At 68.5% G+C, this 16852-nt stretch carries 15 protein-coding genes; 4 read left to right on the top strand and 11 right to left on the bottom strand.

What is annotated here, in order from left to right; genetic code table 11:
• Positions 1-14: 14 nt before the first annotated feature.
• The 8 genes from purH to AzCIB_RS03995 form a co-directional block, all read right to left on the bottom strand.
• Positions 15-1604, bottom strand: a complete 1590-nt coding sequence (purH, locus tag AzCIB_RS03960) for a bifunctional phosphoribosylaminoimidazolecarboxamide formyltransferase/IMP cyclohydrolase (RefSeq protein WP_050414690.1) — start codon at positions 1602-1604, stop codon at positions 15-17.
• A 72-nt stretch (positions 1605-1676) separates the two neighbouring features.
• Complete coding sequence (locus tag AzCIB_RS03965) at positions 1677-1913, bottom strand: helix-turn-helix domain-containing protein (protein ID WP_050414691.1); 237 nt, start codon at positions 1911-1913, stop codon at positions 1677-1679.
• Positions 1910-2932: a tRNA dihydrouridine synthase DusB gene (dusB, locus tag AzCIB_RS03970; protein ID WP_050414692.1), complete on the bottom strand. Its 1023-nt coding sequence runs from the start codon at positions 2930-2932 to the stop codon at positions 1910-1912. Before dusB ends, AzCIB_RS03965 begins: the two co-directional genes overlap by 4 nt.
• Before the next feature lie 90 nt (positions 2933-3022).
• Complete coding sequence (locus AzCIB_RS03975; protein WP_050414693.1) at positions 3023-4744, bottom strand: sensor domain-containing diguanylate cyclase; 1722 nt, start codon at positions 4742-4744, stop codon at positions 3023-3025.
• An 80-nt stretch (positions 4745-4824) separates the two neighbouring features.
• Entirely contained in the window at positions 4825-5982 is a 1158-nt protein-coding gene (locus tag AzCIB_RS03980; RefSeq protein WP_050414694.1) for an FAD-dependent monooxygenase, read from the bottom strand.
• A complete protein-coding gene (locus tag AzCIB_RS03985; protein WP_050414695.1) occupies positions 5969-7321 on the bottom strand; it encodes an aminopeptidase P N-terminal domain-containing protein in 1353 nt (450 codons plus the stop codon). The genes AzCIB_RS03980 and AzCIB_RS03985 overlap by 14 nt, the downstream gene beginning before the upstream one ends.
• Before the next feature lie 57 nt (positions 7322-7378).
• Positions 7379-8059: an N-acetylmuramate alpha-1-phosphate uridylyltransferase MurU gene (gene murU, locus AzCIB_RS03990; RefSeq protein ID WP_050418209.1), complete on the bottom strand. Its 681-nt coding sequence runs from the start codon at positions 8057-8059 to the stop codon at positions 7379-7381.
• Between the two features lie 8 nt (positions 8060-8067).
• Positions 8068-9072: an aminoglycoside phosphotransferase family protein gene (locus AzCIB_RS03995; RefSeq protein WP_050414697.1), complete on the bottom strand. Its 1005-nt coding sequence runs from the start codon at positions 9070-9072 to the stop codon at positions 8068-8070.
• A gap of 114 nt (positions 9073-9186) precedes the next feature.
• Here AzCIB_RS03995 and AzCIB_RS04000 point away from each other — a divergent pair, with 114 nt between their 5' ends.
• From AzCIB_RS04000 to rsmA, 4 genes are all read left to right on the top strand, one after another.
• Entirely contained in the window at positions 9187-11604 is a 2418-nt protein-coding gene (locus AzCIB_RS04000; protein WP_050414698.1) for an LPS-assembly protein LptD, read from the top strand.
• A 29-nt stretch (positions 11605-11633) separates the two neighbouring features.
• The gene (locus tag AzCIB_RS04005; protein ID WP_050414699.1) at positions 11634-12953 is read left to right on the top strand and encodes a peptidylprolyl isomerase; all 1320 of its coding nucleotides are present in this window, start codon (positions 11634-11636) and stop codon (positions 12951-12953) included.
• A 6-nt stretch (positions 12954-12959) separates the two neighbouring features.
• Positions 12960-13946 (top strand): 4-hydroxythreonine-4-phosphate dehydrogenase PdxA, encoded by a 987-nt coding sequence (pdxA, locus tag AzCIB_RS04010; RefSeq protein WP_232299352.1) that lies wholly within the window; start codon positions 12960-12962, stop codon positions 13944-13946.
• Positions 13947-14124: 178 nt separating this feature from the next.
• Positions 14125-14910, top strand: a complete 786-nt coding sequence (rsmA, locus tag AzCIB_RS04015; protein ID WP_157058416.1) for a 16S rRNA (adenine(1518)-N(6)/adenine(1519)-N(6))-dimethyltransferase RsmA — start codon at positions 14125-14127, stop codon at positions 14908-14910.
• A gap of 74 nt (positions 14911-14984) precedes the next feature.
• On the opposite strand, the gene AzCIB_RS04020 is transcribed toward rsmA, so the two are convergent.
• The 3 genes from AzCIB_RS04020 to xth all read right to left on the bottom strand — a co-directional run bounded on the left by AzCIB_RS04020 (position 14985) and on the right by xth (position 16723).
• Positions 14985-15179 (bottom strand): YgaP family membrane protein, encoded by a 195-nt coding sequence (locus AzCIB_RS04020; protein WP_050414702.1) that lies wholly within the window; start codon positions 15177-15179, stop codon positions 14985-14987.
• Positions 15180-15270: 91 nt separating this feature from the next.
• Positions 15271-15948, bottom strand: coding sequence for a Crp/Fnr family transcriptional regulator (locus tag AzCIB_RS04025; protein ID WP_050414703.1), 678 nt, complete (start codon positions 15946-15948; stop codon positions 15271-15273).
• 13 nt (positions 15949-15961) lie between these two features.
• The gene (gene xth / locus AzCIB_RS04030) at positions 15962-16723 is read right to left on the bottom strand and encodes an exodeoxyribonuclease III (RefSeq protein WP_050414704.1); all 762 of its coding nucleotides are present in this window, start codon (positions 16721-16723) and stop codon (positions 15962-15964) included.
• Positions 16724-16852: the final 129 nt, after the last annotated feature.

Raw genomic sequence — 16852 nt, forward strand, 5'->3', positions numbered from 1 at the left:
TCCTGCGCTGCGTATCAGTGGCGGAAGTGGCGGAAGCCGGTGAAGACCATCGCGACGCCCTGCTCGTCGGCCGCGGCGATCACTTCGGCGTCGCGCATCGAGCCGCCCGGCTGAATGACGGCGGTCGCACCGGCCTGGGCGAGGACGTCGAGGCCGTCGCGGAACGGGAAGAAGGCGTCGGACGCGACGACCGTGCCCTTGACCGTGAGCCCGGCGTTCTCGGCCTTGATCGCGGCGATGCGGGCGGAGTCGACGCGGCTCATCTGGCCGGCGCCGACGCCCACGGTCATGCCGTCACGGCAGTAGACGATGGCGTTCGACTTGACGTACTTGGCGACGCGCCACGCGAAGAGGAGGTCGCCCAGTTCCTTCTCGGTCGGGGCGCGCTGGGTGACGACCTTGAGGTCGGCGACCTGGATGCGGGCTTCGTCGGCACTCTGCACCAGCAGGCCGCCGCCGACGCGCTTGTAGTCCAGTGCACCGGCGGGTTTGCCGAGCGGGCAAGTGAGTACGCGAACGTTTTGCTTGGCGGTCAGCAGCGCCAGCGCATCGGCCGTGTAGGACGGCGCGATCAGCACTTCGAGGAACTGTGCGGCCACGGCTTCGGCCGCAGCGCGGTCGACTTCGCAGTTGAAGGCGATGATGCCGCCGAAGGCCGACGTCGGATCGGTCGAAAAGGCCTTGCGGTAGGCGGCGGACGGCGACTCGGCGATGGCGACGCCGCAGGGGTTGGCGTGCTTGACGATGACGCAGGCTGGCGTCGCGGTGTCGAAGGCCTTGACGCATTCCCACGCGGCGTCGGCGTCGGCGATGTTGTTGTACGACAGTTCCTTGCCCTGCAACTGCTGGTACGCGGCGATCGAGCCTTCGGGGGCGTTCGGCTCGCGGTAGAAGGCGGCGGACTGGTGCGGGTTCTCGCCGTAGCGCAGGTCCTGCACCTTGTCGAAGGCGACCTGGTAGCGCTCGGGGTAGGCCTGCTTGGCCACTTCGCCGCTGTCGCCGAAGGTCAGCGCGGTGAGGTGGTTGGAGATCGCGCTGTCGTAGCGCGCGGTGTGGGTGAAGGCCTTGACCGCGAGGGCGAAACGGGTCTTGTAGCTCAGTTCGCCGCCATTCGCCTTCAGTTCGTCGACGATCGCAGCGTAGTCTTCGGGGTTGGTGACGATGCCGACGCCGCCCTTCGCGTCGCCGTGGTTCTTCGCCGCGGCGCGTACCATGGTCGGGCCGCCGATGTCGATGTTCTCGATGGCGTCCTCGAGCGTGCAGTCGGGCTTGGCGACGGTTTGCGCGAAGGGGTAGAGGTTCACGACGACGAGGTCGATGCGCGAGATGCCGTGCGCGGCGATGGTCTCCATGTGCTCGGGCAGGTCGCGGCGCGCGAGGATGCCGCCGTGCACCGTCGGGTGCAGCGTCTTGACGCGGCCATCGAGCATCTCCGGGAAGCCGGTGTGCTCGGACACGTCGGTGACCGGCAGGCCGGCGTCGCGCAGCATCGAGGCGGTGCCGCCGGTCGACAGGATCTTCACGCCGAGGCCGTGCAGGGCCTGGGCGAATTCGAGGACGCCGCGCTTGTCGGAGACGCTGATCAGGGCTTGGGAGACTTTCATCGTTCGGATCGCAGGAAGGAGTCGGAAGGCGGGAAGCCGTGCGCAAGCTATGCCGCGCGGCGGAATTCGGGCTTACAGCAGTTCGTATTCGGTGAGCTTGCGTCGCAGCGTGTTGCGGTTGATGCCGAGCATCTCCGCGGCCACGGTCTGGTTGCCGTTGGCCTGGCGGAGGACGAATTCGAGCATCGGGCGTTCGACGTTGCGAATGACCATTTCGTAGATTGCGGCGGGCTTTTCGCCGTCGAGGTCACGGAAATACTGGTCGAGGGTGCGCTGCACCGAATCGGCAATCTCGTTGGGGCGGCTCATGCGGCAAGTTCCTGCGGGAGGTCTTCTTCGTAACGCAGGCGGGCGTCCTGCTGGGCCAGCTGGCCGAAAAAGTCCTCGACGGCCGTCATTTGCGAGCGGACGTCGGGGAGCTGGTTCATCGCGCGACGGAAGGCGGCCGAACCGACCAGGCCCTTCGTGTACCAAGAGATGTGTTTGCGGGCGACCTTGACGCCGGTATCTTCGCCGTAGAAGGCGTACAGGTCGGCCAGGTGTTCGCGGCACACCTGGAGGATCTCGCTGACCAGCGGCGCAGCCATCAGCTCGCCGGTCGCGAGGTAGTGTTCGGTCTCGCGGAAGATCCACGGCCGGCCCTGGGCGGCGCGGCCGATCATGACGCCGTCGGCGCCGGTGTAGTCGAGCACGTATTTCGCCTTTTCGGGCGAGGTGATGTCGCCGTTGGCGATGACCGGGATCTTCACCAGGGTCTTCACGTGGGCGATGGTGTCGTACTCGGCCTCGCCCGTGTACTGGTCGGCACGCGTGCGGCCGTGGATCGCGATGGCGCGGATGCCGGATTCCTCGGCGATGCGAGCGATCATCGGGGCGTTGCGGTGCTGGCGGTTCCAGCCGGTGCGGAACTTGAGCGTGACCGGGGTGCCAGGCACTGCAGCGACGACGGCTTCGAGGATGCGTGCGACGAGGGGCTCGTCCTGCATCAGCGCGGAGCCGGCCATCACGTTGCACACCTTCTTGGCCGGGCAGCCCATGTTGATGTCGATGATCTGTGCGCCGTTGTCCGCGTTGTAGCGGGCAGCCTCGGCCATCATGGCGGGGTCGGCGCCGGCGATCTGCACCGAGATCGGATCGACCTCGCCCTCGTGGTTGGCGCGCCGGCGCGTCTTCGCGCTGCCGTAGAGCAGCGAGTTGGAGGTGACCATTTCGCTCACGGCGACGCCCGCGCCGAGCTTCTTGCACAGCTGGCGGAAGGGGCGGTCTGTGACGCCGGCCATCGGGGCGACGAACAGGTTGTTGCGCAGGGTGAAACCGGCGTACTGCATGGGCGGGGCGTGGTGCGGGGGAAAGCTCGGGATTTTACCCCATGCCGCGCCGGGCGAGCAGCGTAATGCTCGCCCCAGGCAGCGACCGCGTCACACCGGTGTGGTATCGGCGCCCGTCGCCGCTGGCGTGCTCGCTTCGGGAGGAAGCGCGCGCGTGCTGCGATTGCGCCCGCCTTCCTTCGAACGATAGAGCGCCGCATCGGCGGCCTCGACCAGGCCCTCCGGGCCGGAGACGGGAATCTCGGGGAAGGCGGCGACGCCGATGCTGATGGTGACCCTGAGGCCGTCGACTTCCGCCGCTTCGATTTCCACCCGCAGCCGCTCCGCGACGCAGAATGCGCCCTCGAGCGTGGTATTGGGCAGGATGCCGACGAACTCCTCGCCGCCGTAGCGGCACGCGAGGTCGTACTTGCGCAGCGCGTCGTGGAAGTTCTTCGCGACCGACTGCAACACCCGGTCGCCCTGGTCGTGGCCGTGCGTGTCATTGAATTTCTTGAAATGGTCGATATCGAACATCAGCACCGCGAGCGGGGTGCCGGTGCGTTGTGCGCGGTTGTATTCGGTGTCCAGCGTGGCGTCGAGGTGGCGGCGGTTGAACAGACCGGTGAGTCCGTCGGTGGTCGACAGCCGGCGCAATTCTTCCTCGAGGCGCTTTTCCTCGGTGATGTCGCGCAGCAGCGCCGCGGATCCGACCACGTTGTGGTCGCTGCCGAAGATCGTCGAGGCGAAGATCTGCAGGACCCGCCCCTTGTAGCCTGTGGTGATCGCTCCGGCCTGTTCGGGATCGGACAGCCACAGGCGCATCTGCTCCTCGTCGTCGAGGAGTGCGTAGAAGCCTTCCCTGACGAGCTGGCTCGCCGGCTTTTCGAGCAGGCGTTCGGCCGCGGGGTTGACCAGCACGATATCGCCTGTGCTGTCGGTGACGACAATGCCTTCGCCGGCGCCGTGGATGATGGTCGTGAGCTTGTCCTGTTCGCGCCGCAGGCCGTCGTACGTCGTTCTCAGCTCCGAGGTCATGCGGTTGAAGCTGTTGGCCATCGTGCCGATTTCGTCGCGGCTGTGGATCGGCACCTGGTGATCGAGGTCGCCGTCCGAGACGCGCGTCATCGCGTGTGTGACCTTCTCCAGCGGCTCGACGACGGTGCGCCCGAGCATGTAGCCGGTGAGCAACATGGTCGCCATCAGCGCCAGGGCGAGGCCGCCGATCGCGTACTGCCGCACTTCGTAGATGTCGCGTTCGACGGCGGCGAGCGAGGTCGTCAGCTTGATCACGCCGCGCACCTTGTTCGCGGTGCCGTGGCATTTGCTGCACGCGTCGATGTACTTGATCGGGGCGAGGAAGGTCAGGTTGCGGTGGCCGTCCAGGCCGGGTTCGTAGATGGCAAGCGTGCGGCCTTCGCTGACCGTTGCGAGCAGGTTTGCGTCGTCGGCCGACAGGACGGGGATCTGCTGTTCGTGATCGCGCGGCGTGAAGGTTTCCTCGCCGCGGCGGCGGTTCACGTCGTGGATGGTCTTGTTGTCGCGGAAGGCTTCGTCGCCGTTGGTGCGCAGGATGCGGAAGTCGATGATGTCGGTGACCTTCTTCAGGCGGTCCGCATAGGATTCGGCGATGTCCGCGGAACCCGCCAGCATCACCGCCTGCAGGCCCTGGGCCACGCTTTCGGTGAGCTTCTCCATCGTGCGCTCGTTCTGGCTCAGGACCGACTGTTCCTGGAAGTGCGTGTAGAAAAGTGCCATCGCCACGAGCACGACCGTGACTGCAACGCCGACCGCGAGGGTGATCTTGTAGCGAATCCGCATGTTCTTGTTCATGTGATGGAACGTTGGCGCCTGGATTGTCCGGCCGCAATCATATAACGAACGGCCGATTGCCGGCGGGGCCGGCGCCGTGCTCACGGCCAGGCGCGGGCGCCGAACATCATGCGGCGGGCGATGAAGTGGCGCAGCGGCGGCAGCATGTCGAGCGCGAACAGGGCAGCGCCGCGCGCGTGGTGCAGGAGGGCGAGCTCGTTGCTGAAGATGCGCACGAGGCTGTCGGTGAAGTTGATTGCGCCGAAGCGGTCGAGCCGGCGGGCATCGCGCCAGGCGGCGAGCGTGCCGGCGAGGCCGGGGTCGCCGCCATGGTCGAGGAGGGTGTGGGCGAGCGCCCATACGTCGCGCAGCGCGAGATTGAAGCCTTGGCCTGCGACCGGGTGCAGGGTCTGGGCGGCATTGCCAAGCCACACGGTGCGTTGGCCGACCGGATCGGTCCGGTAGCGCAGCACCAGCGGGTAGCGCAGCCGCCCGGCGACGCGCGCGAGCTGCACGCGGCTGCCGAAGCGGCGCTGGAGGTGTTCGAGGTAGGCGGCGTCGGGCAGGGCCAGGAGTTCGGTGGCACGCTGGGGCGAGGCGACATGCACCAGCGCGTACGCGTCGCCGTGGGGCAGCAACGCGATCGGCCCTTCGTTCGTAAAGCGCTCGAAGGCGGTATCGCGGTGGCTGCCGGCGATGCCCACGTTGGCGATGAGCGCGTGCTGGCCGTAGTCGCGCTCGACGATGTCCGGTGTGCCGGCCTGCAGGCCGCCTTCGGCACAGGCGACGAGGCGCGCGCTGGCGGTGGTGCCGTGGATGGCGGCGCCGCCGCCGGCGAGGCTCGCCGTCACTGAGTCCGGGCCGGCTGCGAGGTCGGCGACCTCAGTCTGGTCCATGACCGTGATGCCGGCGCGCTCGACGGCGTCGCGCAGGGCTCCGGCCAGGGCGCCTGCCTGGACGACGTAGCCGAGTGCAGGCACGCCGTAGTCGTCCGCTTCGAGCCGGGTGCGGCCGAAGCCGCCCTGCTGCGAAACGTGGATGTGGCGAATCGGCGTGGCCGGCAGTTCGTGCCACACGCCGAGCCGCTCCAGCGTCAGGCGCGAGCCGTGGGCCAGCGCGAGCGCGCGCGGGTCGGCGGCGACGGCGTCGCGCGGACGCGTGTCGGCCAGTGCGATCGCGAGGCCGCTGTCCTTGAGCGCAAGGGCGAGCGAGAGGCCGACCGGGCCGGCGCCGACGATCAGCAGGTCATGCTGCGCCATCGGCGGCCTCGCGCATGACGTCCTCGATGTCGGCGACCGAGCGCGGCGCCGCCTCGGTGATGTACTCGCAGCCGTCCTCGGTGACCAGCGCGTCGTCCTCGATGCGCACGCCGATGTTCCAGAACGCTTCCGGCACGCCTTCGGCGGGGCGGATGTAGCAGCCCGGCTCGACCGTCAGCACCATGCCCGGCGCCAGCGGTCGCCACTGGCCGTCGAGCTTGTATTCGCCCGCGTCGTGCACGTCGCGCCCGAGCCAGTGGCCGGTGCGGTGCATGTAGAAGCGGCGGTAATGGCCTTGTTCGAGGACTTCGGCGAGGCTGCCGGACAGGAGCTTGAGGTCGAGCATGCCCTGCGCGAGGACTTCGACGGCGGCGTCGTGCGGCATGTTCCAGTGTGCGCCGGGACGGATCGCGGCCTTCGCGGCCGTCTGGGCGGCGAGCACGAGTTCGTAGATGTCGCGCTGCGGGCCGCTGAAGCGGCCGTTAACGGGGAAGCTGCGGGTGATGTCGGAGGCGTAGCCGTCGAGTTCGCAGCCGGCGTCGATCAGCAGTAGCTCCCCGTCGCGCATCTGGCGCTCGTTCTCGATGTAGTGCAGCACGCAGGCGTTGGCGCCGCTGGCGACGATGGAGGGGTAGGCGGGGGCCTGGCTGCCGGCTCGGCGGAAGGCGTGGATCAGCTCGGCTTCGATCTCGTATTCGAAGCGCCCGGGGCGGGTCGCGGCCATTGCGCGGCGGTGGGCTTCGCCGGAGATGTCGCCGGCGCGGCGCATGGTCGCGATTTCGGCGGCGTCCTTGAGGATGCGCATCTCGTCGAGCTCCGCGCGCACGTCGCGGATTGCGTGCGGCGGAATCGCGCCGGCGCGGGCATTCGCGCGCACGGTATTGAGGGCGCGCATCACGCGGGCGTCCCAGTCGCCGTCGTGGCCGAGGCTGCACCACAGCGCGGCTTGTCCGGACAGGAGGTCGGGCAGGCGCTGGTCGAACTCGCCGATGGTCCAGGCTTCGTCGAAACCGAAGCGCTCGCGCGCGGCGTCCGGGCCGTAACGGTAGCCTTCCCAGATCTCGCGCTCCTCGTTCTTTTCGCGGCAGAACAGGATCGATTTCGGCGAATCGCCGGCGATCAGCACCACCACCGCCTCGGGCTCGCCGAAGCCGGTGAGGTAGTGGAAATAGCTGTCGTAGCGGAACGGATAGTTCGTGTCGCGGTTACGTGCGTATTCCGGGGCGGTCGGCACGACGGCTACGCCGCCGCCGAGTGCGTTCATGCGGGCGAGCAGGCGCTCGCGGCGGGCGCGGAAGGGGGCGATATCGAGCGTGGGGCGGTCGAGTGGCGTGTTCATCGGCTGATTATGGCATGTGCGCGGGTGTCGGATTCGACCGGACCCGCCGGGGCGCGTTCAGGCGCCGGTCCGTCGCAGTCGTGCGTCGAGTTCGGCGAGTCGCGCCGGGGTGCCGACGTCGAGCCAGTAGCCGGTGTGCGTCGTACCCCCGACGCGCCCGGCGTCCATCGCTTCGCGCAGCAGCGGTCCGAGCGCCGCGCGCGTGCCCGCGGCGATGCCGGCGAAGAGGGTGGGGTGGTAGATGCCGATGCCCGAGAAGGTCAGGCGCGGCTCGCCGTCGCGGTGGAGGCGCCCCGCGGCGAGACGGAAGTCGCCACCGGGGTGATGTTCGGGGTTTTGCACCATCAGCAGGTGGGCAAGGTCGCCGTCGGCCGCGAGCGTCGCGCCATGGGCGCGCAGGGCCGCGAGGTCGGCGTCGCAGAACACGTCGCCGTTCACGACGAGGAAGGGCGCGTCGCCGAGCAGCGGCATCGCCTGGCGGATGCCGCCGGCGGTCTCCAGCGCCTCGGCCTCGGGCGAGTAGCGGATGCGCACGCCGAAGGCGCCGCCGTCGCCGAGGGCGGCCTCGATCATCGCGCCGAGGTGGGCGTGGTTGATCGCGATGTCGGTGAAGCCGGCATCGCGCAGGCGCTCGATGTGCCACACGATCAGCGCCTTGCCGCCCGCCTGCAGCAGCGGTTTGGGGCAGGCGTCCGTCAGCGGGCGCATGCGTTCGCCGCGTCCGGCGGCGAGGATCATCGCGCGCATCAGAAGGTATAGCCGACTTCGACCGGTTCGGGGTCGAGGCGGTCGAGCAGTTTCAGCAGCGGGCCGAGGTCGCGGTAGCGCTTGCACGTGCGGCGCAGGTAGTCCATCACCAGCGGCATGTCGGCGAGGTAGCCGTCCTTGCCGTCACGGTGATACAGGCGCGCGAAGATGCCCAGCACCTTGATGTGGCGCTGCACGCCCATCCATTCATAGTCGCGGTGGAAATCCGAGAAGTCTTCCCGCACCGGCAGGCCCAGCTTGCGGGCCGCTTCCCAGTAGCGCGCGAGCATGTCGAGGGTAAAGTCCTCTTCCCAGTGGATGTAGGCGTCCTTGAACAGCGAGGCGAGATCGTAGGTGAGCGGGCCGTACACCGCGTCCTGGAAGTCGATGATGCCGGGGTTGGCCTGGTCCGGGAGGTACATCAGGTTGCGCGAGTGGTAGTCGCGGTGTACGAAGACCTGCGGTTCGGCGAGGTTCACCGCGAGGATGCGGTCGAAGGTGTCCATCAGCGTGACGCGCTGGCGGTCGTCGAGGGTGACGCCCTTGTGGCGCTCGATGTACCACTCGGGGAACAGCATCAGCTCGCGCAGCAGCAGCTCGCGCGAGTATTCGGGCAGCACGTCGGGTCGGCTCGCGCGCTGGATCGCGATCAGCGAGCCGAGGGCGTCGGCGTAGAGGTGCGCGGCGTTGTCCTTGTTCAGCGCGGCGAGGTAGGTCGTGCTGCCGAGGTCGGAAAGCAGCAGGAAGCCCTGGTCGAGGTCCTGCGCGAGCACTTCCGGGACGTGTGCGCCGGCGGCGCGGAACAGCTCCTCGACCTTCAGCCAGGGGCGGCAATCCTCGCGCTCGGGCGGGGCGTCCATGACGACCAGGCTGGGGCTGCCGTCGGCGAAGTTCACGCGGAAATAGCGGCGGAAGCTGGCGTCGGCCGATGCGGGCGTCAGCGCGAAGGTCTTTCCGGACATTCGGGTGGTCAGCCAGTCGTTCAATTGGGCAAGTCTGTGCACCGGGTTCTCCGCAACGCTTCGTGTAAAATCCGCGAGTTTATCAAAAGGCCGGGGCCGTGCCGGACACGCGCCGCCGGCGATGAAACCAGGATTGGGGAAAGCGCTTTGCGCGATATGCGATTGAGAACACAGCTGCGGGCGATCCCGTTGCTGCTGTGCTGTTTCTCGGGCTCGGCCCTGGCGGCCGGACTGCCGCCGCTGGTCGTGTCGCCGGACCTGCTCGGAGGCGGCAGCCCCCGCGTGCCGGCGAAGCCTGCGCCCGCTGCGGCACCGGCGGAGTCCGCGCAGCCCGCGGGCGGCACTCGTCCTGCAGCGACGACGCCTGCCGTCGCGACACCGACGCCGGCGGCGAAGACGCCCGCACAGGCGACGGCCGCATTGCCGCCGGGTGCGACCGAGGTGCGTGCCCGGAGCATCCGCGGCACGCGCTCCGTCGAGCTCCTGGCGGAAGGCGATGCCGAGCTGCAGCGCGACGATCTGCTGCTTTCCGCAGACAAGCTGAGCTACCGCGAGCTCGACGACGAGGCGCATGCCGAGGGCAATGTGCGGCTCAAGCGCGGCGAGGACAGCATGAGCGGACCGGAGGCGCGGCTCAAGCTCGAGGAGCGTCTGGGCTCGTTCGAGTCGCCGACCTACCGCATCAAGCGCCAGTCGACCGCGCCGGTGCAGCCGGGCGAGACACCGCGCGAGGTCGCCGGGGGCGGTTCGGCCGATGTGCTGTATTTCGAGGGCGAGAACCAGTACCGCCTGAAGAACGCGACCTGGTCGACCTGCGAGGCGAGCGATCCCGACTGGTACCTGAAGGCGAGCGACCTGCACCTCGACTACGACCGCGAGCTCGGCACCGCGCAGGGCGCGAGTCTGGTGTTCCAGGACGTGCCGATGCTGTGGTGGCCGTGGGCGGAGTTCCCGCTTGTCGGCCAGCGCCAGTCCGGCTTCCTCGCGCCGACCTTCGGCATGTCGAACAAGGTCGGTCTCGACATCTCGGTGCCCTACTACTGGAACATCGCGCCGAACTACGACGCGACGATCGCCCCGCGCGTCATGGGCCGCCGCGGCGTGCAGCTGGCGACCGAATTCCGTTACCTGACGCCGACGCAGGCCGGCGAGGCGCGCGTCGAATACCTGCCGCGCGACAACGTCACCGGCGAGGAGCGTGCGCTGGGCTCCTTCCAGCATACGCAGGTCATCACGCCCAGCCTGTTCGCGGCGATCGACTGGAACGGCGTCACCGACAAGGAGTATTTCGAGGACCTCAGCTCGCGCGTGTCGGTCGCCTCGCGTGCGAACCTCGTGCGCAAGGGCACGCTCAGCTATGCGGGCAGCGAGTGGTGGAACGCCTCCGCGCTGGTGCAGAGCTACCAGACCCTGTCGGGCGGCGAGCCGTACCGCAAGCTGCCACAGCTGCTGCTGAACGCCAACCGCGGCGAGCTGATCGGCGGTTCGGCCTTCGCGTTCCGCGGCGAATACGTGCAGTTCGACCATCCGGATTCAAATGTTGCCGAAGGCAGCCGCTTCACGCTCCATCCGCAGGTGTCGCTGCCCTTCGAGCGCGCCGGCTATTACGTCACGCCCAAGGTCGGACTGCATTACACGCAGTACGACCTCGACCGCGACCTGACCGGCAACAGCCGCTCGATCACGCGCTCGGTGCCGATCTTCTCCGTCGACAGCGGCCTGTTCTTCGAGCGCGATGCCAATCTGTTCGGCCGCGACTTCCTGCAGACGCTGGAGCCGCGCGTGTTTTACGTCAAGACGCCGTTCCGCGACCAGACCGACATCCCGGTGTTCGATTCGTCGCGCTACGACTTCGGCCTCGCGCAGATCTTCTCGGAGAACCAGTACTCCGGCGGCGACCGCATCGCCGATGCGAACCAGGTGACGGCGGCGGTGACCACGCGCCTGATCGACCCTGAATCCGGCGGCGAACGCCTGCGCGCGACCGTCGGCCAGCGCTTCTACTTCGACGACCAGCGCGTGACGCTGCCCGGCGAGGAACCGCGCACCGGCCGCCGCGCCGACGTCCTCGGCCTCTTCAGCGGCTACGTGATGCCGAAGACCTGGCTCGATTCGACCCTGCAATACAACCCGCGCGACATGTGGACCGAACGCTTCAACGTCGGCGTGCGCTACCAGCCGGATTTCGCCAAGGCGCTGAACCTCTCCTACCGCTATTCGCGCGGCCGGCTCGCCGACGAAAGCGACAAGGTCCAGGATCTCGCCCTGTCCGGCCAGTGGCCGCTGGGCGGCGGATGGTACGGCGTCGGGCGCGTGACGCGCTCGCTGACGGAGGATCGCATCACCGAGGCGATCGCGGGCATCGAGTACGATGGCGGCTGCTGGGTGGTGCGCACCGCGGTGCACCGCTTCGCGACCGACCCCAATGACGTGACCCAGGCCGTGTTCGTGCAGCTCGAGCTCAACGACCTCGCGAGCGTGGGCACCAGTCCGGTCAATCTGCTCAAACGCAGCGTCGGCGGTTATGGGAAGATCAACGATCCCGTCTCCGATCGCGTTTTCGGCGCCGAATGAACTCCCCAACATCCACACCACGACAGAACATGATCCGAATTTCCTCGCGCCTGTGCATCGCCCTGGTCCTCGGCCTGGCCGGCGCCCCCGCGCTGCTTCCCGCGCATGCGGCGCTTGCGCGCCCGGTCGCGGTCGACCGCATCGTCGCCGTCGTCAATAACGAGGTCATCACCACGCTGGAGCTGCGCGAGCGCGTCCAGCAGGCGCAGCGCCAGCTCGCCCGCCAGGGCACGGCCCTGCCGCCAGCCGACGTGTTCGAGCGCCAGGTGCTCGAACGGCTGGTGCTCGAGCGCGCGCAACAGCAGCTCGCTGCGGAAACCTCGCTCAAGGTCGACGACGCGACGCTGGAGCGGGCGATCGGCCGCATCGCCGACAACAACCGCATGAGCATGACCGACTTGCGCCTTGCGCTGGAAAAGGACGGCATCACGTGGAACCGCTTCCGCGACCAGATCCGCTCCGAGATCCTGCTCACGCGCCTGCGCGAGCGCGACGTTGACAGCCGCATCGTCGTCACCGACGCGGAGATCGAGAACTTCCTCGCGAACAACGCCGATGCGCTGTCGGGCGAGGAGTTCCACGTCGCCCACATCCTCGTGCGCGTGCCTGAAGGCGCAACCATGCAGCAGCAGTCGGAGCGCCTTGCGCGCGCCGAGAGCGTCGTCGAGCGCCTGCGTGCGGGCGAGGATTTCGGCCGGCTGGCGGCCTCGTATTCGGATGCTCCGGACGGCCTGAGCGGCGGCGATCTCGGCTGGCGCGGGCGCGACCGCATGCCGGTGCTGTTCGCGGATGCCGTGCGCCAGATGCAGCCGGGCGAGGTCTCGAAGGTCATTCGCAGCCCGGCGGGCTTCCACATCGTCAAGCTCGTCGAGCGCCGCGGCGGGACGGCGGCGGGACTGCAGCAGATGCAGCAGACGCGTGCGCGCCACATCCTGATCCGCACCTCCGAGATCGTGACCGACGCGGACGCCGAGAGCCGTCTGAGAGGCCTGCGCGAGCGCGTCGTCAACGGCGGTAACTTCGCGGAACTGGCGAAGGTGAATTCGGCCGACCTGTCGGCAGCGAAGGGCGGCGACCTCGGCTGGGTCAATCCCGGCGACACGGTGCCCGAGTTTGAGCGTGCGATGGAGGCGCTGAAGCCGGGTGAAGTCAGCTCCCCGATCAAGTCGCCCTTCGGCTGGCACCTGATCCTGGTCGAGGAGCGCCGCATGCAGGACGTCACCGACGAGCGCAAGCGCGCCGCCGCGCGCAACGCCCTGCGCGAGCGCAAGGCCGAGGAGGCTTACGAGGAATGGCTGCGCCAGCTGCGTGACCGCACCTACGTCGAGTACCGCATGGAGAAGGAGTAAGCCGGCGTGCCGGGGTTGCCCACGAGGTTGCCTGTCCTCGCCGTCACGAGCGGCGAGCCGGCCGGGGTCGGACCGGAGCTGTGCGCGCATCTGGCCGGGCGCGGCTGGCCGGTGCGTACCGTCGTCCTCGGCGACATCGGGCTGATCCGCGAGCGTGCCGCCGGCCGCGTCGCGGTGGTGCCCTTCGATCCCGCATGCGATGCGGCGCCGGCGAACGCACTCGAAGTCCTGCATGTGCCGCTGGCGGTGCCGGCGCGCGCCGGCACGCTCGACGCGGCAAACGCCCCCTACGTGCTCGCGCTGCTCGACCGCGCGCTGGCGGGCTGCCGCAGGGGCGAGTTCGCCGGGATGGTGACGGCGCCGGTGCACAAGGGCGTCATCAACGACGCCGGGGTGCCCTTCAGCGGGCATACCGAGTATCTCGCCGAGCATACCGGCACGCCGCTGGTGGTGATGATGCTGGTCGGCGGCGGCATGCGCGTCGCGCTGGCGACGACGCACCTGCCGCTCGCGGCGGTGCCGGCGGCGATCACGGGCGAGCTGCTGGAGGCGACGCTGCGCATCCTGCACGGTGACCTGGTGCGGCATTTCGGCCTGACGGCGCCGCGCATCCTCGTCGCCGGCCTGAATCCGCATGCGGGCGAGGGCGGTCACATGGGGCGCGAGGAGATCGAGGTGATCACGCCGGTGCTGGAGAAGCTGCGCCGCGAGGGCATGCAACTCGCCGGACCGCTGCCCGCCGACACGCTGTTCGTGCCGCATACGCTGGAGCAGGGCGACGCGGTGCTGGCGATGTACCACGATCAGGGGCTGCCGGTGCTCAAGCACGCGAGCTTCGGCGGCGGCGTGAACGTGACGCTGGGCCTGCCGATCATCCGCACTTCGGTCGATCACGGCACCGCACTCGATCTTGCCGGAACGGGAAAGGCCGATCCGGGTAGCCTGTTCGCGGCGGTCGAGCTGGCGATTGCCATGGCGGGCGCAGGCGGCTGAATGCAAGTAAGAACAATGCGGATCGCGCCCTGCGCGCCAGCCGCCCCCGCCAGGGGGCCTTCCGGTGCTCGTTGGCGCGTGGCGGACGCCTCGCCCCGAAAGGCACCCTGACGGGGGCTGCGCCGTGCCCGCGTCGGCGTATTGCGCCTGCGCTTCGCCTATGTGAATGAGACAATCAATGACCGAGCATCACGCGCGCAAGCGCTTCGGGCAGAACTTCCTGTCCGACCCCAACATCATCCGCAAGATCGTCGATGCGATCCGCCCTGCCGTGGGCGACACCATCGTCGAGATCGGCCCGGGGCTCGCGGCAATGACCGATCCGCTGGTCGAGCGCCTCGGGCACATGCACGTGGTCGAGATCGACCGTGACCTGATAGCGCGCCTGAAGGAGCGCTACACGCCGGAGCGCCTGACGATCCATGAGGGCGACGCGCTGAAGTTCGATTTCGGCACCCTGGGCGCGCCGCTGCGCGTGGTGGGCAACCTGCCGTACAACATCTCGACGCCGCTGTTGTTCCATCTCGCGTCCTTCGCCGAGAGCGTCACGGACATGACCTTCATGCTGCAGAAGGAGGTCGTGATGCGCATGGTGGCCGAGCCGGGGACCGAGGAGTACGGACGCCTGTCGGTGATGCTGCAGTACCGTTTCCGCATGGGGCGCCTGTTCGACGTGCCTCCGGGGGCGTTCCGCCCTGCGCCGAAGGTGACTTCCAGCATCGTGCGCATGGTGCCGCTGCCGCCCGACCAGCTCGGCGCCGAGGACGAGGAACTGCTTGGCCGCATCGTCGCGGCGGCCTTCGGGCAGCGGCGCAAGACGCTGCGCAACACGCTGCGCGATTTTCTCGACGAGCAGGACTTTGCGGCCTTGGGCGTGGACTCGGGGTTGCGCGGCGAGCGGCTGAGCGTTACGGACTACGTCAATATTGCGAACCACGTCGCGAAGAAGGGCGGCTCCGCGTAGTTCGGGCGGAATCCGAGCCGTAAACGACAAAAAGCCGGGTCGCCCCGGCTTTTTTGCGACGTCGCGAAGGACGTTCAGGCCTTCTTCATCGGGCAGGTGTTGAGGCCGAAGATCGAGTAGGCCGGGCACCAGCCCATCAGGCCGGTGGCGAGGGGCACGACGCCGATCCAGGTCCAGGGGGCGCCGATGCCCATGATCGCGAGACCGATCAGGACCAGGCCCGCGACGATGCGAAGGATCTTGTCGATGCCGCCGACGTTTGCATTCATGATTTGCTCCGGGGGTTGTCTAGGTTTGCGAGCGTATTTCAACACTCGCCGGCCCCCCGGTCTGTAACCTCGGTTACACAGCCCCGATCGCTCAGGTTTGCCGGCCGTCGCTTGCGATGCGGCGCAGGCCCGCGGGGTCGAGAATTTCGATCTGTTCGCGCGACAGCTTCACCAGGCCCTGTGCGGCGAAGCCCTTCAGCAGGCGGCTGACGAACTCGCGCACGCTGCCGAGCTCGTCGGCGAGCTGCTGGTGCGTGACGTGCAGGAGGCGTCCCTTGCCGAGGAGCTGGGCGGCGAGGCGCTGGTCGAGGCGGTGGAAGGCGACTTCCTCGATGAGCTGCATCAGGTCGGCGATGCGCTCGGCGAAGAGGTGGAACACGAAGCTGCGGAAGGTCGGTTCGGCGAGCAGCGCGTCGAACTCGGGCTTGGGCAGCATCAGCAGCACGGTGTCGGTCTCGGCGATGCCGCGCGCGTTGTAGTCGTCGTGCCCGAGCAGGCAGGACGAGGAGATGATGCAGGTCTCGCCCGGCGTGACGCGGTACAGCGGCAGCTCGCGGCCGTTCGGTGCGCATTTGACCACGCGCACCGAGCCTTCGACGACGAAGGGAAAGCCTTCGCAGGCTTGATGGTCGTCGAACAGCAGGGTGCCGGCCGGCACGCGCGCCCAGCGGCCCGCCGCCAGCAGTCGCCCGCGCGCGGCTTCGGGCAGCGCTCCGATCATCGGATAGTGGGCGGCGGCGAGGGCGGGGTCCGGGGTCGGCGTGCTCATGGCGGGGCGGTGCCTACAGGTCGAGCTCAACGACCACCGGGGCATGGTCGGACGGGCGTTCGAGCTTGCGCGGGGTCTTGTCTATCGCGCAGGCGCGGCAGTTTCCGCGCAGCGCCGGCGAGACGAGGATGTGGTCGATGCGCAGGCCGAAGTTGCGACGGAATGCGCCCATGCGGTAATCCCACCACGAATAGCTCTTCTCGGGCTGATCGAAGAGGCGGTAGGCGTCGGCGAGGCCCAGTTCGGTCAGCGCGGCGAATGCGGCCCGTTCGGGCGGCGAGACGTGGATCTCTTCCTTCCAATCGGGGTGCGCGTCGCGGTCTTCGGGGGCGATGTTGAAGTCGCCGGCCAGCACGAGGCGCTCGTGGGCCTTCATCTCCTCGCGCAGCCACTCGGTGAGGGCAGCGAGCCAGCGCAGCTTGTATTCGAATTTGTCGGAGCCGACGGCCTGGCCGTTGGGAAAGTAGGCGCTGACGACGCGCACGCCGCCGATGGTGGCGGCGATGATGCGCTTCTGTTCGTCGGCGAAGCCGGGCATGTCGCGCGTCGTCTCATCCGGCGCGTGCGGACTGAGGATCGCGACGCCGTTGTAGGTCTTCTGGCCGTTGAACACCGCGCGGTAGCCGGCCGCCTCGAGTTCGGCGGCGGGGAAGGCCTTGTCTTCCATCTTGAGCTCCTGCAGGCACAGCGCGTCGGGCCGGTTGGCGGCGAGCCAGTCGAGCACGTGGGGCAGGCGGACCTTGAGGGAGTTGACGTTCCAGGTGGCGATTTTCATGGGTGAGTTGGCAGTCGGATGGCGGGTTTCCGCGGGCCGGTGCGCCACGAGCGCGTGGCGCCGACAATGCCGGCATTCTGCACGACCTGGCGATTCCTGTGGCGATATGCGCCGCCAGTCGCCTCCCCG

It is taken from the genome of Azoarcus sp. CIB (assembly GCF_001190925.1).
Taxonomy (GTDB): Bacteria; Pseudomonadota; Gammaproteobacteria; order Burkholderiales; family Rhodocyclaceae; genus Aromatoleum.